The organism is Paraburkholderia aromaticivorans, assembly GCF_012689525.1.
Taxonomy (GTDB): Bacteria; Pseudomonadota; Gammaproteobacteria; order Burkholderiales; family Burkholderiaceae; genus Paraburkholderia; species Paraburkholderia aromaticivorans_A.
The window spans coordinates 1,771,448-1,787,697 of the sequence record NZ_CP051515.1; the positions used below are offsets into that span (position 1 = coordinate 1,771,448).

Annotated in this window: 12 protein-coding genes and 2 pseudogenes; 7 read left to right on the forward strand and 7 right to left on the reverse strand. The window is 59.6% G+C overall.

Annotated elements, in window-relative coordinates; translation table 11 throughout:
• Nucleotides 1–180 precede the first annotated feature (180 nt).
• Together bufB and HF916_RS19870 are read right to left on the reverse strand one after the other, a co-directional pair.
• Nucleotides 181–1,122, reverse strand: a complete 942-nt coding sequence (bufB, locus tag HF916_RS19865; protein ID WP_168790556.1) for an MNIO family bufferin maturase — start codon at nucleotides 1,120–1,122, stop codon at nucleotides 181–183.
• Between the two features lie 65 nt (nucleotides 1,123–1,187).
• Nucleotides 1,188–1,520: a BufA1 family periplasmic bufferin-type metallophore gene (locus HF916_RS19870; RefSeq protein ID WP_168790557.1), complete on the reverse strand. Its 333-nt coding sequence runs from the start codon at nucleotides 1,518–1,520 to the stop codon at nucleotides 1,188–1,190.
• A 534-nt stretch (nucleotides 1,521–2,054) separates the two neighbouring features.
• On the opposite strand from HF916_RS19870, the pseudogene HF916_RS52075 reads away from it, so the two are divergent.
• Nucleotides 2,055–2,331: pseudogene (locus HF916_RS52075) on the forward strand (DDE-type integrase/transposase/recombinase); the annotation flags it as partial.
• A gap of 158 nt (nucleotides 2,332–2,489) precedes the next feature.
• On the opposite strand, the gene HF916_RS19880 reads toward HF916_RS52075, so the two are convergent.
• Nucleotides 2,490–3,206, reverse strand: a complete 717-nt coding sequence (locus tag HF916_RS19880; RefSeq protein WP_168790558.1) for a transposase — start codon at nucleotides 3,204–3,206, stop codon at nucleotides 2,490–2,492.
• Nucleotides 3,207–3,652: 446 nt separating this feature from the next.
• Here HF916_RS19880 and HF916_RS19885 point away from each other — a divergent pair, with 446 nt between their 5' ends.
• From HF916_RS19885 to HF916_RS19905, 5 genes are all read left to right on the forward strand, one after another.
• Nucleotides 3,653–4,795: a helix-turn-helix domain-containing protein gene (locus tag HF916_RS19885; RefSeq protein ID WP_168790559.1), complete on the forward strand. Its 1,143-nt coding sequence runs from the start codon at nucleotides 3,653–3,655 to the stop codon at nucleotides 4,793–4,795.
• Between the two features lie 91 nt (nucleotides 4,796–4,886).
• Nucleotides 4,887–6,689 (forward strand): NAD(P)/FAD-dependent oxidoreductase, encoded by a 1,803-nt coding sequence (locus HF916_RS19890; RefSeq protein WP_168790560.1) that lies wholly within the window; start codon nucleotides 4,887–4,889, stop codon nucleotides 6,687–6,689.
• Between the two features lie 197 nt (nucleotides 6,690–6,886).
• Nucleotides 6,887–7,666 (forward strand): acetoin reductase, encoded by a 780-nt coding sequence (locus HF916_RS19895; RefSeq protein WP_168790561.1) that lies wholly within the window; start codon nucleotides 6,887–6,889, stop codon nucleotides 7,664–7,666.
• 183 nt (nucleotides 7,667–7,849) lie between these two features.
• The gene (locus tag HF916_RS19900; RefSeq protein ID WP_168790562.1) at nucleotides 7,850–9,016 is read left to right on the forward strand and encodes a hypothetical protein; all 1,167 of its coding nucleotides are present in this window, start codon (nucleotides 7,850–7,852) and stop codon (nucleotides 9,014–9,016) included.
• Nucleotides 9,017–9,338: 322 nt separating this feature from the next.
• Complete coding sequence (locus tag HF916_RS19905) at nucleotides 9,339–10,388, forward strand: 2,3-butanediol dehydrogenase (protein WP_168790563.1); 1,050 nt, start codon at nucleotides 9,339–9,341, stop codon at nucleotides 10,386–10,388.
• 325 nt (nucleotides 10,389–10,713) lie between these two features.
• Here the strand turns inward: HF916_RS19905 and HF916_RS19910 are convergent, their stop codons facing one another.
• The 4 genes from HF916_RS19910 to HF916_RS19925 form a co-directional block, all read right to left on the reverse strand.
• Entirely contained in the window at nucleotides 10,714–11,565 is an 852-nt protein-coding gene (locus tag HF916_RS19910; RefSeq protein ID WP_168790564.1) for a helix-turn-helix transcriptional regulator, read from the reverse strand.
• Between the two features lie 237 nt (nucleotides 11,566–11,802).
• A complete protein-coding gene (locus HF916_RS19915; protein ID WP_206001919.1) occupies nucleotides 11,803–13,209 on the reverse strand; it encodes a CoA transferase in 1,407 nt (468 codons plus the stop codon).
• A gap of 193 nt (nucleotides 13,210–13,402) precedes the next feature.
• Nucleotides 13,403–14,350: a 3-hydroxyacyl-CoA dehydrogenase NAD-binding domain-containing protein gene (locus HF916_RS19920; protein WP_168790566.1), complete on the reverse strand. Its 948-nt coding sequence runs from the start codon at nucleotides 14,348–14,350 to the stop codon at nucleotides 13,403–13,405.
• Between the two features lie 21 nt (nucleotides 14,351–14,371).
• On the reverse strand, nucleotides 14,372–15,226 hold the full coding sequence (locus HF916_RS19925) for a DUF5050 domain-containing protein (protein WP_240975608.1): 855 nt from the start codon (nucleotides 15,224–15,226) through the stop codon (nucleotides 14,372–14,374).
• 473 nt (nucleotides 15,227–15,699) lie between these two features.
• Here HF916_RS19925 and HF916_RS19930 point away from each other — a divergent pair.
• Nucleotides 15,700–15,912, forward strand: a pseudogene (locus HF916_RS19930) (IS110 family transposase); the annotation flags it as partial.
• Between the last annotated feature and the right edge of the window lie 338 nt (nucleotides 15,913–16,250).

Below are 16,250 nucleotides of genomic sequence, written 5' to 3' on the forward strand. Positions count from 1 at the left end.
GGTCGAGGAAACCAGCAATGCTTTGATCGAACTCACGCGGGTTTGAGAGTTCATGGAATCTCGGGAAACCCATCCTGCGGCTTTCAAAGAGCGCCGGAAATCGATCTTCGATCACGTGGAGCGGGGCGCCGTTCTCATCAGGGCGACTCCACGCGTAATAGACAAGAACTTGCCGCTTGATCATTGTGTGTGTGCCTCTGTCAGTTGGTGCTGTGCGGCGGTGAACTGCGGCCGGCTGGCTACATGCCCGACACTAGCCGCTTGCGTGGCTGCCTGAATAATAGTGTCAGCCCGTTCAGCTTCTGCTTTGAGCGTCGGCCAGTCGGGTAGGTTCGAGTCCCACTCGATCAATGCGGGAATTGGACCAGTCTGTTCGATCGCCCGTGCAAAGAGGTCCCATACGACGTTCGCGACTTGACGGTCGTGAGTATCGATGAGAAGCAGGCGACTTTTTTCGTCTGCTTCCTCTGCGTGTCCGGCGAGATGAATCTGCTGCACGGCCGCAAGTGGATACGCGTCGATATAGGAAAATGGATTGATCTGCCGATTGACCGACGCGACGTACACGTTGTTGACGTCGAGTAAAAGACCACAGCCCGTGCGCCGCGCCACGGCAGCAATGAAGTCGGTTTCCGCGTAGGTGCTTTCCTCGAAGGCCAGGTAGGTCGACGGGTTTTCCAGCAAGATCTGCCGTCCGAGGACTTCCTGCATCTGGTCGATATGATCGACGACGCATGCGAGACTCTGTGCGGTGTACGGAACCGGCAGCAGGTCGTTGAGAAAACCGCAGTCGTGACTGGACCAGGCAAGGTGCTCAGAAACCTGCCCTGGCGCATAGCGACCGACGAGTGCTTTCAGGCGTTGGAGGTGGTCGCGATCGAGGGGGCGGTCCGCTCCAATCGACAGGCCGACACCATGAATGGATAGAGGATAGAGCCCGCGTATAGCCGACAAAAAGCGGTGCGGCGGCCCGCCCGCACCCATGTAGTTTTCAGCATGAACCTCGAAGAAGCCGATGTCCGGTCGCGATTCAAGGATCGTACGATAGTGCTCGGCTTTGAGCCCGACGCCGGCTCGCTGAGGCAGGCTCCGTTGGGCATGCTGTGACAGTAGCTCTGACATGGTCGCCCGTGGTTGCGATTGGAACTGCATGGCCGGACTTGACGGTGCCCGGCCGCTGATCGATCTTAGGCCTTCGGAGACAGGCTTCCGGGGCCGCTCGGTGTGGAGATGCCGGTGCAGGTTCCCTTGGGCACCAGCTTGAATGCGTTACCCTGGTAGTCGGCCGTGCTCGTTCCCGCACAGGTCGTGCCGGCGCCGGCATAGCAGTCGTTTTGCCCTTTCATAGCGGTGCCGAAACAGGGCTCGACCTTGCCCGACTTCACGAGAGCCGTGTGCTCGGCCTGAATCTTCTTCTGTGCCGCGGTGAACTCCTGTGCACTTGCAGGCGTGGCCGTCATTGCGGCAAGGGCGGCGACGAATGCACCGGCGACGAGAGTGGTGGTTTTGTAATCGGCCATACGATTTCTCCAACGTTAAAAGAGAGCAGCGATCTAAAGGCACAGCGACCCGACTCACGTTCCCGCGTACGGTATGTACGACGACGCTCACGTCCGGTCTCGCGCTGGTATGCCAGCGATAGCGAGTCGCTGCACAGTGAGCATACGGAATTGGAGTGAGCGAAAGATTGCACGGTCTTGTGCCGTTTGGTATCGGATTGCGATCAGCACGCACGGATGGGATGGGCGCGAAATCGGAAAACGGCTTCGACTGGCTACGGTGGTCGGGAAACTGCGTGAACTGGCGGAAAGCCGAAGATTTGAGGCCGTGCTCGTACGTAAAGGTTGCAGATACCTCTCTTCCGTTTCCGTCAAACCCAGGAAAAGAACGGTCGGATCGGTTGGGGGTATCCTCGAATCAACTACGGCTTAGTTATGACGCTGTGAAATGGAAGATATTTTGCGCGCTGCAAGGGGAGAAATGCCCTGTCTGCTGCGATGAACGGTCACGGTGCCGTATATCCACAGGCTCAATGCATCGGGAAGGGTGATGTGGCGGCCTCGCATCGCGCTGTGCGAGAAATGAAGACCGACGGCTTGCTGCCCGAGGATACGAAGGTTCGATCCTCGAAGTACCTGAACAACCTGATCGAACAGTACCATCGCTACGTCAAATCCCGGACAAACGTCATGCCTGGCTTCAAACGCTTCAGGAACGCCGCGACCTGAGCCGATGCATCGCATTCGCAAAGAGCAATTCCGCCTTGGCGGGTTGCGCCTCAAAGATACCGTTGCGTCAGTTGTCTGGAATACCGTCCTGTCGGCTCAATAAGACATCCCATCTATAGAAAACAGTTCGTCAGTACGGGCTATTTGCGCCAGAACCATGGGAAGGGTGATTTCGCGACATCGGTCGAGCGGACTGAAACGCTCTGACCTGACGTAGCAACTCTCAAACAAGCAAGGTTTCTTTGCATGTTTTTCTCTTGACTAGCCCCTGTGTGCGAGAGCGCGTGTCGGGCCGACCTTGGGCAGCCGGTCGCGCAGCAGCAGGGGCATCAAACGCCGGTTGGCTGTCTGCGCCGCCCACTCGCAATACGCGGCGCTGCCGAGCACCCAGCCCTTGAGCGTCGACTGCATCAGGTTATTGACATCGCGTTCGTCAAGGGGCTGTGCGCCCAAATCGCGGTAAGCCTGCTGACGCTCGGACGGTGTATTGCCGAGCGCCCGGTAGAGTGGATGATCCTTGATGAAGCTATCGACACGCAGCCCGATGTGATGCGTGTAGCTAGACCACTGGTAGTTTCCCGGCTCTGCCACAAGGCGGTTGCGCACCGGCGCATGATCGATGACCTGGCTCGCGAGCAGGAAATACGGGTCGGGCTCAATCACTGTTGCCGAGTACCCGCCACTCCACACCGTACCGCGGCGTCCGTGGCGGCGGTTGAAGGTCTCGACGTAACGACGGCCGACCGCCTGCATCGCCATGGCCACGCTCGACTCGTATGAGGGCGTGACGAGGAACTGTACCGCGTCAGGCATGAGTACCCACGCGTGGACTGCCAGATCGGCGACGCGCGCTGCGTCTGCCAGGCAGGCGAGAAAGTACAGGCAGTCTCCTTCGTCCAGGAAGGCGGGCCCTGTGAACCCCTGCAAGATAACGTGCTGCGGTTGTTCTGGGACGTAGTGCCGTGCAAGCCGTGTCATGCTGAATTAACCGGAAATCCGATGTGAGAAAGCGATCCGACAGGTATCGGGCGCGTGACGTTGCGTAACGTGCTATAGGACGAAATTCTATCGGTCATGTGCGTGCGTTTGCGTCGCGAATAGGCCTTTTTTATGGCCTCTTTTCGTTGATTTGCCGACAACGGTGGCCTCTTTTTATGTCACCGCTGAATTGTAGCGTCGCGCTATACCCCTCCCGACGCTCGGCATGCGCGCCATCCGGCGCCAGTCGCGGCAGGCCCGAGGCGGAGCGTCGTCGTGTGGTCGAGACGGTCCTGTCAACTGAGACGGAAGTCTCAATGATGTCGATGGTGCATTGCGGTGTGATCTCGGCGAACGCGCGTGGTACAACGCTTTAACCAACGAAGTATCGGTGTGCCGCGCAGTGCGTGTTGTGCGCGACGCCATCGGACCGCCGGAGACTCGCCATGCCCTATGTTCCGCAGACCCGACATATCGAACGCGTGCGCAATGCGATCGAGGCGCGTACGCCCCGCCCGGGCGACGGTGCGTCACCCCGACTCGTGTCATCGTACCGACGGTCGCTCGAACAATATCACCTCGATCCGGGTGCCACGGTCGGGCCCCGTATCCTCACGACGTCGGAGCTTCGCGATGTGCGTCAACGCGAGGAACCGGTGTTGCGCGCATCAGGGCAGTGCCTGTCGCAGTTGCACGAGATGGTGCGCGAAGCTGACTACTGCGTGATGCTTACCGACGCGGCTGGCGTGACGATCGACTATCGCGTCGACCCTGACCGGCGCCACGCGTTCAAGCGGGCGGGACTGTACTCGGGTTCATGTTGGTCCGAGCGCGAGGAAGGCACCTGCGGCGTCGCGACCGTGCTGCTCGACCGCGAACCGATCACGGTGCACAAGTTCGACCATTTTCGCGCCGCGTTCACTACGCTGACGTGCAGCGCCTCGCCGATCTTCGGCCTCGCCGGCGAGCTGATTGGCGTGCTGGATGCATCGGCGGTACGGTCGCCGGACGAACGCGAGAGCCAGCGCCTCGTCAACCATATCGTGCGACAAAGCGCGGTGCTGATCGAAAACAGCTATTTTCTCCATGCCACGACGCACCGCTGGGTGATGCTGGCACACCGCAACCGCCACTACGTGGAAACGCAGCCCGAGATCCTGATTGCCTTCGACGAGCGCGGCCGGGCTGTTGCCGCGAACCGCCGGGCGAGGGAGTGCGTGCCTGGACTCGAGCGCTTGCCGTGCGAGGTGTCGGAACTCTTCAACATTCGCGCCTTACGGCTTCTCGATGCCCGCATGGGGCACGACTTTATATCGCTGCGGCTCGCGCACAGTGGCGAGCCTCTTTTCGCACGGGTGCGGCCGCCGGTGCTCCACACGCCGCGCCGGCATAGCGTACCGGCCGGCGCCGCTAGCGCACCCCAAGCACCTGTATGCGAAGCCGATATGACCGAACGGCGACGTATCGTCAACGCGCTAACGACGGCCAAATGGCGCCCGATCGAAGCGGCGAAGCTGCTTGGCATGTCGCGGGCGACGCTCTACCGGCGCATCGCAAAGCACAAGATCGTGCCTCCACACCGACGCTGATTCACGCGGCTTTTGTGGTTCCAGTTCCAGAATGGGCGAGAAACCCGCCTTTAGCAATGTATTGACCATCCGTTCTAATGGAGGAGTAACCATGGCCGAAGCCAAATCCATCCCCGTCGTAGCAGGCGTGCTCGAGCGCCTGAACACCGCGCTCGCGAACCGGGACATTCCCGCCGTAGTCGAACTGTTCCAGCCGGACTGCTACTGGCGCGACCTCGTGAGTTTCACCTGGAACATCAAGACCATGGAAGGCCGTGAACAGATCGCCGCGATGCTGGAGGCGCAACTGGATACCGCCGACCCATCGAATTTCCGCGTCGCGACCGGTGAGCCAGAAACCGAAGCGGATGGGCTCGCGCAGGCGTGGATCACGTTCGAAACCGGCGTTGCGCGCGGCAATGGTTTCATCCGCCTGAAGAACGGCCGGATCTGGACGCTGCTCACGGTGATGAGCGAACTGAAGGGCCACGAAGAGCCGAAGAATTTCAAACGGCCGATGGGCGCGGAGCACGGCGCGCGCGTCGACCGAACGAGCTGGAAGGAACAGCGCGAGCATGAGAGCGAAACGCTGGGTGTGACGAAGCAGCCGTATTGTTTGATCGTCGGTGGCGGACAGGGCGGCATCGCGCTCGGTGCGCGGCTCCGTCAACTGAACGTGCCAACCATCATCATCGACAAGAACGACAAGCCGGGTGACGCATGGCGCAAGCGCTACAAGACCTTGTGCCTGCACGATCCGGTCTGGTACGACCACATGCCTTATCTGCCGTTCCCCGACAACTGGCCGGTTTTCACGCCGAAGGACAAAGTGGGCGACTGGCTCGAGATGTACACGAAGGTGATGGAACTGAACTACTGGAGCGCCACCACCTGCAAATCGGCGCGCTACGACCACACCGCGAAAGAATGGGTCGTGGAAGTCGAGCGTGGCGGCGAGACGCTGACGCTGCGTCCCAAACAACTCGTGCTCGCGACCGGCATGTCGGGCAAACCGAATATTCCCGCGTTCAAAGGCCGCGACGTGTTCGGGGGCGAGCAGCACCATTCGTCGCAACATCCGGGACCGGACGCGTATCGCGGCAAGAAAGTGGTCGTGATCGGCGCGAACAATTCGTCGCATGACATCTGTGGCGCGCTATGGGAAGCGGGCGTGGACGTTACCATGGTGCAGCGCTCGTCGACGCATATCGTGAAGTCGGAATCGCTGATGGAGCATGCGCTCGGCGATCTTTATTCGGAGCGCGCGGTCGCCTCGGGCATGACGACATGGAAAGCCGACATGACCTTCGCGTCGTTGCCGTACAAGATCCTTCACGAGTTCCAGATTCCGGTCTACGAGAAGATCCGCGAACTCGACGCCGAGTTTTACGCGCGGCTCGAACGAGCGGGTTTCATGCTCGATTTCGGCGACGACGGCTCGGGTCTCTTCCTGAAGTATTTGCGGCGCGGCTCGGGCTATTACATCGACGTCGGCGCGGCCGACCTTGTCGCCGATGGCAAGATCAAGTTGAAAAGTTGCGTCGACGTGGTGGAGCTGAAAGCGCATTCGGTGCTGCTGTCGGACGGCACTGAGTTGCCGGCGGACCTCGTTGTCTATGCGACGGGTTATGGATCGATGAACGGCTGGGCCGCCGATCTGATCTCTCGCGAAGTCGCCGACAAGGTGGGCAAAGTGTGGGGCCTCGGCTCCGCTACGACGAAAGACCCGGGACCGTGGGAAGGCGAGCAGCGCAACATGTGGAAGCCGACGCAACAGCAAGCGCTGTGGTTCCACGGCGGCAATCTGCATCAGTCGCGCCACTACTCGCAGTATCTGTCGCTGCAACTGAAGGCGCGCATGGAAGGCATTCCGACTCCCGTGTTCGGGCTGCAGGAAGTTCATCACCTGTCGTAACGCAACGCGGACATTCGGCGCTGAGCGCAAGTCAAAGTGTCGATAGAGATCTGGCATAAAAATGCTCTCATGAGGCGATACGCATGGCGGAACTGCAGTGAGTTCTGCACATGGCGAAAGCGACGGTTCGGCAGCACATTCTTGTTGAAGCTGGGAGATAGGGCTGCCGATTCAAACTTCTACGAAGGACAAATCCGATGACTATTCATACGAAGGTGGCGCTCGTCACGGGCGCCGGGCAGGGTATCGGCCGCGGCATTGCGGTGCGGCTCGCGAGGGACGGTGCCGATCTTGCGTTGGTTGACATCAATGTAGAGAAATTGCAGGTGGTTGCGGCCGAGATTCGCGATCTCGGCCGACGGGTGACCACCTACGTGGCTGATGTGTCGAAGCGGGACGAAATCTATGCAGCAGTCGAACATGCGGCGAATGAACTAGGCAGCCTTGACATCATGGTGAATAACGCGGGGATCGCTCAAGTGCAAGCGCTTCTCGATGTCACGCCGGCTGAGGTAGAGCGGATTTTGAAGGTTAACGTCGAGGGTGTTCTGTGGGGCATTCAGGCTGCTGCGAAGAAATTCAGGGCGCTTAAAAAGAAAGGAAAAATCATCAATGCGGCTTCGATCGCGGGTCATGATGCGTTCGCACTGCTTGGCGTTTATTGCGCAACGAAGTTCGCGGTTCGGGCGTTGACGCAAGCGGCGGCCAGGGAGTTGGCGAGTGACGGGATCACGGTCAATGCCTATTGTCCAGGTGTGGTCGGAACAGACATGTGGGTTGAGATAGACAAACGCATGGCTGAAATAACAGGTGTGCCGGTCGGCGAAACATACAAAAAATATGTGGAGGGGATAGCGCTAGGTCGCGCCGAAACGCCAGACGACGTTGCTGGATTGGTTTCCTACCTGGCCGGACCCGATTCCGATTATATGACCGGACAGGCGCCGCTGATCGACGGAGGACTGGTTTACCGATAGCGTGCTGGCGCCCCCGTATCTGGCCGGATCGGCCAGTCGCCGGTCGACGCCCGTTCACTCCAAAACGCCACGTTGACCGACGCGGCTGCGCTCTTCTTTTGTCCGATTTTCAAGCGCGCGATTGACCGTCGTGGGTCGAGCGCGCTATTCGATCGGGCTTTAATCGTATTGGATATGCCGATCATGGAACCCACTAGCTCTAACATTGCTGCGCAAGAGGAACTCTCCACTACGCCTACGGGATTAGTACTGCAGCCTTTCGCGTTCTCAGTTGCTGTGTTTCTGGTTGTGCACGCCATAAGCCTCGGCGTATGGCGTCTGTTTGTTGACGAAAAACTGGCCATCTGGAGGTACTCCCCGCAGCCGTTCGGCATGTACCTGTTCTGGGGCATCCTGGTGCTCGTTTTCATCGGTTTCAACTTCGGTATGGCCGGGTTTTCCGCGTTCAAACAACCTGCGCGGGGCTGCATCGCCACACTTGTTACGGTTGGGCTGGCATTCCTCTTGCCGGGCGTACTCGTCTATGGCTATGGCGCATTGGATCCGACATTTACTTCAGTCGGCGGTGGCGGGTATGGTGCGGCCGGCCTTATCGTGCTGATCGGCTTTTATGGATTCGGCATACTGGCTACGGGCATGTCGGGATGGCCGTGGTCCGATAGCGGGGTGAGACCTGTAGCAGGCAGTGTTGCGCAACTTGCCAGCGGTTGTTGCCTCACGGGACTAGGTTATTTTTTGCTTATCTACCCCAACTTGACTACTACTTCTGCGCCTCATGCGACCCTGCTTAGCCTGCCAGTGGCGATAGGCTGGTTCTATTCCGTTATCGTCGCGTGGCTAACGACCTACCTCATTTTCGACAACTGGCCGTGGAGTATGCTGAAACGGAAAAGCCACACGGCGCTCGCAGCACTGGTCGGCAATTTTCTACTGGGGACAGCACTCTATGTAGGACACCTCACGCTGCTCAGATGGGTTCTCATTCCTTCCAGCGCTATTGAAAAACTCGGTGCAACGCTCCCAATCTGGCCCGCGCAGTTAGGTGTGTGGATTGCTTTCTGGCTGATCTTCTGGGCCAACGTTGCGGGCAATTGGCCGAACCGGTTCGGCATGTTGACGAATCGGGCAATACGCGCATCGATCTGCTGGGGCCTTGGTTTGATTTCCTTTGAAGTCTATACGCGATGGTTTGCCGTCTCGGTACTTCATGAAGCGGAAATTGTACCCGGCTTCGGTGGTGACCCGCTCACCTGGGTCGATCTACTTAACTACGTCATGCTGATTTATGTCGTCTATTTCGAATTCTACGGTCTTTCCAAAAAGAAATCGGTGAATGGCTTATCTACTTGAACGCAAAGACCGTCTCAGCGGCTCTGATAAAAGAGTCGAGCGGGTTCCAACCTTTCTTTATGACCGTATCGACCGAGAACGAAGTCATTGGATTGCTTGCTGCTGATTGACCCTGACCGTCTGCAATGTTTCGCATTTTCCGACGCATCCGTTTCCCCATCCGGGTTGACATTCCCCCTTCAGCAGGCCGTGTTTCAGGCTAGTCGAAAGGAAGGAAAGAAAGAATGGTCACCACCTTAGTAGCTGCCCACTGGTCCGCGGGCAAAGAGCGTTGCACTATGACGTGTGACGTGAATTCTGTATTTAACAGGAGTCGTTCACTATGAAAGCTGCTGTCTATTATGGCAATCGCCAAATCACAATTGACGATGTTCCAGAGCCATCGCCATCGAAAGGCGAAGTCAAGATCAAGGTCAGTCGAAACGGCATTTGCGGCACCGACATCCACGAATACTACGACGGTCCAGTCCTGATTCCAAAGACCGAGCCCCATCCACTGACTGGCAGGACCTTGCCCATCGTGATCGGGCATGAGTTCTCCGGAACTGTCGTGGAAGTGGCGCCCGACGTGACCGGCATCAAGGAAGGGGATAACGTTGCGATCGAGCCGGTTATTCGCTGTGGCATGTGCAGGCCATGTAGATCCGGCTTTTACAACGTGTGCAACTGTGTCGGCTTCCAGGGACTCTCGTCCGATGGTGGCATGGCGGAATATGCGGTCGTGCCGAGCCACATGGTTCACAAGCTTCCCGAGAGCGTTCCTGTCGAAATGGGCGCACTAGTCGAACCAATGGCGGTCGCCTACCACGCAGCCACCCTCGGGGACGTGACCGACCAGAGTCGAACGCTTATTTTCGGCGCGGGTCCAATTGGCATAGGTCTGTGGTTTGCTTTGCGCGGCATGGGCGTAACCGAGATCGACGTGGTAGAGCCATCGGTGACCCGTCGCAAAGCAATAGAAGGGCTAGGAGCGCGCACTATCGATCCGACGAGCATTGACGTGCCGGCCTTTATCGCGGATAGGACCAACGGTGAAGGAGTCGATGCGGCGTACGACGCCGCTGGCGTTCCGGCAGCAATCGCGTCCGCGTTGAAGTCGTTGGGCGAGCACCGGACTCTTGTGAGTGTTGCGATCTACGACAAGCCGATGCTGACGCCATTGCTTGAGACCGTTATGCGTGAACGGCGCATACAGGGGACGCTCTGCTACACAGGCAAGGACTACAAGAGCGTGATCGACCTGATGGAGCGCGGACACTACAGGACCACGGGTTGGGTGGAAACCGTGGCGCTGGAGAACGTGCTCGCAGAAGGTTTCGAGGAGCTACGAGCCGGGCGGAAAATGAAGGTGTTGGTTGACCCAGCACAGTAGAACCTAGTCGCGGAAGGGCGGGTGAGTTAGCTTACGGAAGCGGCTTTGGCGCACCCGCCGCGCAATGGACTCTGGTGCAAATGGAGACAATGAATGGGTTAGAGTCGTCGGAATTAAACGAACTGATGGTCGACGATAAGTAAGCTGGAAAGTCTGGACGAGCTGTTTAGTGGACGACCCTTAGATACCGTTGCGTCGGTTGTCTGGAATACCGTCCTGTCGGCTCAATAAGACATCCCATCTATAGAAAACAGTTCGTCAGTACGGGCTATTTGCACCGGAGCCATCCATATCAGGCATCCACAGGTCAAGAGTCGCGCCGCGCTTATGCCGCGTCTTCCGGGCGCACCCGATGACCGAACGCCCATTGCGCCAGATCGCGTTTCGTTCTGACGCCGAGCTTGGCAAACGCTCGCTGCACATACGACTCCGCGGAAGTCTGCCGCACGCCGAGAATCGTCGCCGTTTCCGGCACGGTGCAACCGGCAATGAGGTGCCTGCAACTCCCATACTCGCGCTTCGACAGACGGACGCCATCGCTTGCGATTCGTGCATCGAATAGCACGAGTGGATCGGTCTCGCCGACAGTATTCGCCGTCCGTTTGACCGCCGCCGTCGACGCGTGCAACTGCAGCAGCGGAAACAGGAAGTCGCCGAGGTGCCGGAGATGGTTCAGTTCGGCGAGCGCGAACTGCGGCTCGTCATCGCGACGCACCACCGCCAGAGAATACTGCGCATGCCGGACACCTTTCGTCAGCACGCACTCGTGAGCGATCCCGCTCTTGTCGAAGATCAGCTCGCGAAACTCGCCAGCCGGCAGCGCACTGACGTCCCGCACGACGAGATGGGTCCCGGTAGTGCCGCGAATGCCGGCGAAAAGCGGGTCGCATGCCTGGAAACGCTCATAGTAGAGCGTCATCGTGTCGTCGACGATGTCCTGCCTGTCGTCGACGGCGCCGCTGCCGATCCACTCGCAGCGGTAACCGAGCGGCGAGCCCGTGTCGGGACGCGAGCGCTCGACGTGCACGCAGTCGAGCGGAATCAGATCGTTCAGAAATAGCGCAAGGCCGTGCGCGAATTGCGGCAGCCCAACGGATTCGATGACATTGCCCAGCGCCTTGGTCGACACGTTGACGTGCCTACCAAGCTGATTGAAAGGGTCTACATTGAGCAGCATGGTGGTTCCGGTTTGCTTGATCCTCTTGCTAGTCCAGCGCAAAACTAGAAGCGCTACCGCATCGCCGATGGATCGGAGGACAACATGGAATGGGTGCACAGCGACCTCCGCCGTTTCAATTGCAATCGGAAACGGCGGAGACGGAATGGCATCCTTTGCTTGCAGGAAGCTGAACAACATCGACGGTAACGCAGTCGCGCCCCTATCTGATTTCGCAGAAGTGCGGATCGTGCACCTTCACCGCGCCAGCCATTCGGGCTTGCTCGAACCCCGTGGCACGAGCACCGTCCTGAAGGACCCGGGAGTCTTCGACAAGACCACCTGGTCGGTCATGCCCTGATACGTGCCCAGCGGAGTCTCCGCCGTGAACAGATCGGGGGCGACGTAGGCATGCTCGTCGGAAGCTCCGGCGGTCGCGTTGGCATAGTCCCTGTCGAAGATGCCGAGCGAGAACAGCCACAGCACGGTTCGAGTCAGAGAAACGGTGACTCGATAGCTGCCACCCTCGATTGCACGCCGGCGCAGTGCTGCGAGTACGCCGACCGTGCCGAGCCAGCCCACCACGTTGTCGACAATGGGGATGATCGGCGGCGATTTCGGACGCGCGAGCGTCCCTTCGACGGCGAATAGCCCCGAGACGGCCGCGCCGATTTCATCGAATCCCGGACGATACTTCCAGGGGCCCTTGGCGCCGTGAAGCAGGACACTGGCATGGATCAACCCAGGCTTCCTGCCGCAGAGCTCCTCGGCATCGAGACCATGGCGTTCCAGATAGCCCGGACGCTTGTTCGCGAAGAAGACATCAGCATCCTTCAGCAGAAGATCGAACTTCGCGCGATCCTCCTTCGAGTAATCCAGGATCGTCGAGCGCATCCCGACCTGAGTGTCCCACGCGAACGCCTCGATCTCGCTGTCGTCGTACGGTCGCCAGATGTTGAGGACATCGGCCCCGTGCAAAGCGAGGTCTCGCCCGATGGCCGCTCCGGCAATCACGTGACCCATCCCAAGTGCGCGAATGCCGTCCAGCGGACTGGAGCCCTCTTTCCTGAAAGGGATCGGCTCGCTTTCGCCGATCTTGTCCACGTTGATCAGCGACATTCTCGAGAGGACCTCGGTGTACTGAAGTTCCTTGCGAAATTCCTCGAACGTGCGCACCTTCGCGATGACAATCCCGGCGTCCGCCGCCGCATTCTCCAGGTCGTCCGCGCGCCATTGCAGAATGGCGTTGCGCACGGCTTCCGGGCTGGAGTCGCACCGGAGCAGGCTGAGCTCGCGGGCAGCCAGCTTCGGGTAGATGTTCAGAGGCACGACGTGCCGTCCATCGCGGGTTTCGCGAAACAGATTCGTATCGACTTTGAGGGCCGGAGGACGTCCATTGATCGTCTCCCATTTCAGATCGAAGAACCCGGCGAAGCGCCGCAACGCTTTACGAACGTCCACTTCGATGTCCTGTTCCTCGCCGCTCCGCAGTCGCCACAGCGCAGCGACGCCGACGGCCTTGGCGGCCAGGGCGATCGCGGACAACGAGCCGAACCGGAAGAGCGCGGGAATGATCGGATCCCGGCCGTGGAAAGTGATCTTGCCACCACTGTCCGCCGTCGATAACCCAACGTCTTTCAGTACGTCATTGAGCGCGCCGTGCAAGTCGATATCCGGGCTCTGAGCCGGACTCGCGAGCTTCGATTGAATGATTCCGGTAAGCCGATCCGGTTCGCTTTCGAATGCAAGATTGGTCGAGTCTGTCATTTGAGGAATTGTTTTCGATAAGGGAGTGTCAACTGCCCGCGATCAGTCCACGCGGGCCGCAGCCACGCGTGGAGTGGCCGCATCCGTACCTTTAACGCGCCTTTCCTTTGGTGCGCAGTTCGATGAGGCCGAGCAGCAGCTCGTCGCGCTCTGCCTCCAGCTCCGCGATGGAGCGCGATCCGACTTCGGCATGAACGCCGTCGATGAGCTTCTTCTGCACTTCCGGCGTCAGCTCGGGCGAGCCGAGATCTTTCCACCCAGCCGTCATCGGACCGGTGAACTGGTGGAAGAAGTGCTCGATGCCGCCTGGACCGCCGCCGAGGTGATTGAGCATCATGTTGCCCATCACGCCCCAGCGCAGGCCCGGCCCCCATGAGAGGGCGGTGTCGACGTCGGCGGCGCTCAGCACACCCTCTGCCACCAGGTAGTAGACCTCGCGCGCCACCGCGAACTGCAGACGGTTGGCGACGTGGCCCTGCAATTCCTTGTGGAGGCGCACCGCCTGTTTCCCGATCGACGTATAGAACTCCGTGGCGCGCCGGATCGTCTCTTCTGAGGTCTTGGTCCCGCCGACGATCTCGACCAGCGGCATCAGGTGCGGCGGATTGAACGGATGGCCGACGACGCAGCGCTCGGGATGCAGCACGGCGCCCACCTGGATGTGGCTCATCGGCAGGGTCGACGTGCTCGACGCGATGATCACGTGGGAGGGCAGCAGCTCATCGAGCTGCCGATAGAGATCCTGCTTGAATTCGAGCCGTTCGGGGCCGTTTTCCTGGACGAGGTCTACATCCGCGAGCGCTTGTGCGAGCACGGGCGTAAACGTCAGGTTCGCTTGCGACGCGCCGGGCGCAAGGCCCAATCTCTTGAGCGCCGGCCAGGCCGACTCCACGAACTCCTTGAGTTGGGCTTCGGCATTCGGTGCGATGTCCGTCGCAACGACCTTCAACCCCCTGGCGAGAAACAGTGCGGTCCAGCTGGCACCGATCACGCCGGTGCCGATGACGGCGATGCGGCGAATGGGCGTGGTATCAGTCATGTCATGTCTCCAATGCGTGGGTCAGACTTCGGCATAGGCGATGCCGGTGAGGTTGCCTTGCGCGAAGAGGAAGTTGCGCTGGTTCTTGCCATCGAGATCGGCGGAATAGACGGAGCCGCCCAGGTCCGTGACGAACATCCGATTACCGGGAATGTCGAGTGCGATGCCGATTCCCTCCATCAGGTGCGTAACGAGGATTTCAGACGTGGCCGTTCCATCGATCGGTGTTCGATTGACGGTGTTGCCGCGCGGAGGATCGCCGCGGTCGGTCCAGTAGAGGACACGCTTCGCGAGGTCGATCTCAAGGTCGATGGGCTCCGGCAACCGGTCGAACAGCACTTCGATGTCGGAGCGGTTTGTCGGGCCTTCGCCCTGCGGGATGTCGATATTGGCGCGGAAGATGCGGCCCAGGCCGGCGTTGTCTGGGCCTTTCTGCGTCCAGTAGAGCTTGCCGTGCTTCGGATCGATCGTGACTCCAACGCACCAACGAGTCTGGTCGAGCCGGTCCTTGTCGTCATGCCCAGTTGCGACCAGCGTTTCGACCTCAGAGCCGTCGAGGTTAGCGCGCATCACGCGCATACCCTCGCGGTCGCACCAATAGAGTTTGCCGCCCGCCTTGTCGAGATGAATCTGCTTGGGTGTATGCGTGATGCCTTGCGGGACGATAACCACGCGGTTCTTCCCGTCGAGGTCGGCACGCTCGATCGAGCCGTCGTGGAGGCCGATCGAACCCATGTTGGTCCAATAGATTTGACCGGCATCCACGTCCACGACGATGCCGTCAGGGAGGCGGCAATCCGCGACGATTGTCTTGAGGTCGGATCCGTCGGGATTGATCGAGTGAATGCGGCCACCGCTCAATTCGAGGAAAAACAATCGGCCGGAGCGGGTCGCGCCCGCGGAAAGATTCGTTCCGCTGATTCGGGGTAACGTCATCGTGTGTCCTTTCGGGTCATTGCCATTGGAAGAGAGACTGAATGTCGAGCGCGACTGGGTACCGCCGGGTAGCGATCTCGTCGATCATTGCCGCTGGCTTTCCGATCCCTTCGCGATCGGAATCGGATGCCGTGAATTGCCCGGGAGGACGTTCATCCGGCCCGCGACCACATCGAGGTCCGCAGTGCAATCACCACGCCGTGGTATCTGAATCGAACGGTTTATGGTGCTAATTTTCTGATGGTAGTTGGCGGGGCGAAGGGCGGCTATTACATAAAGCTGGAATACGCCTCGTGTCCCGTACTCGTTAGAGGCATGTCGTTGCGTGAATGACTGTTTGACCTTTGATGCTATGGAAAGAGTCGGCGACGGTCGACATCGCGAGGTTTTCATGGGTCGCTTTACCCTCAACCGAGGCCCGCGAACGGCCGCCCAATACAGAATCCCAGCAAACTCTGTCGGCCTTGCACCGGGTACGTGAGTCACTCGTGCGCGATCGGGTGAAGACAAGCAACCAGATGCATGGCTTCCTGCTGGAGTTCGGTAATAGCCTGCCAGTTGGCCGGGCCGTCATCACGCACCTTTCCACAATGCTGGCCGAACACACGCTGCCACCGCGGCTGGTCGTGACGGTGTCGTCACCATACTGCTTGCGATCCGCCATCTGACGCGCACACCAGCACCACTGATCAGTCTCGCCACGTTTCGTGTTCGCACGTTCGCTGCCGCAATGGGTGGCGGGTCCATCTATCGTGTGTCGATCAGCGCGGTGCCGTTTCTGCTTTCGGCTGGCCAGTTGACGGTGGCATTCGGCGTCGCCGCCGGTGCTATCGCTCTGCGCGCCTCCGAGTGGCTACTGCACTCAAGCGCCGGAGAAAACCCGCAGAGCGCATTTCATCTGGCTTTTGTTTTGATCGCCGCGCTGGGGGCGCTCGGGTTGATCGATCTCGTTGCATTGCCACGT

Excerpts from the sequence above, each read along its gene's own strand:
- HF916_RS19895 (WP_168790561.1), top strand. The coding sequence starts at position 6,887 with ATGACTATTCATACGAAGGTGGCGCTCGTCACGGGCGCCGGGCAGGGT.
- HF916_RS19870 (WP_168790557.1), bottom strand. The coding sequence starts at position 1,520 with ATGGCCGATTACAAAACCACCACTCTCGTCGCCGGTGCATTCGTCGCC.
- bufB (WP_168790556.1), bottom strand. The coding sequence starts at position 1,122 with ATGTCAGAGCTACTGTCACAGCATGCCCAACGGAGCCTGCCTCAGCGA.
- HF916_RS19885 (WP_168790559.1), top strand. The coding sequence starts at position 3,653 with ATGCCCTATGTTCCGCAGACCCGACATATCGAACGCGTGCGCAATGCG.
- HF916_RS19900 (WP_168790562.1), top strand. The coding sequence starts at position 7,850 with ATGGAACCCACTAGCTCTAACATTGCTGCGCAAGAGGAACTCTCCACT.
- HF916_RS19910 (WP_168790564.1), bottom strand. The coding sequence starts at position 11,565 with ATGCTGCTCAATGTAGACCCTTTCAATCAGCTTGGTAGGCACGTCAAC.
- HF916_RS19880 (WP_168790558.1), bottom strand. The coding sequence starts at position 3,206 with ATGACACGGCTTGCACGGCACTACGTCCCAGAACAACCGCAGCACGTT.
- HF916_RS19905 (WP_168790563.1), top strand. The coding sequence starts at position 9,339 with ATGAAAGCTGCTGTCTATTATGGCAATCGCCAAATCACAATTGACGAT.
- HF916_RS19890 (WP_168790560.1), top strand. The coding sequence starts at position 4,887 with ATGGCCGAAGCCAAATCCATCCCCGTCGTAGCAGGCGTGCTCGAGCGC.
- HF916_RS19920 (WP_168790566.1), bottom strand. The coding sequence starts at position 14,350 with ATGACTGATACCACGCCCATTCGCCGCATCGCCGTCATCGGCACCGGC.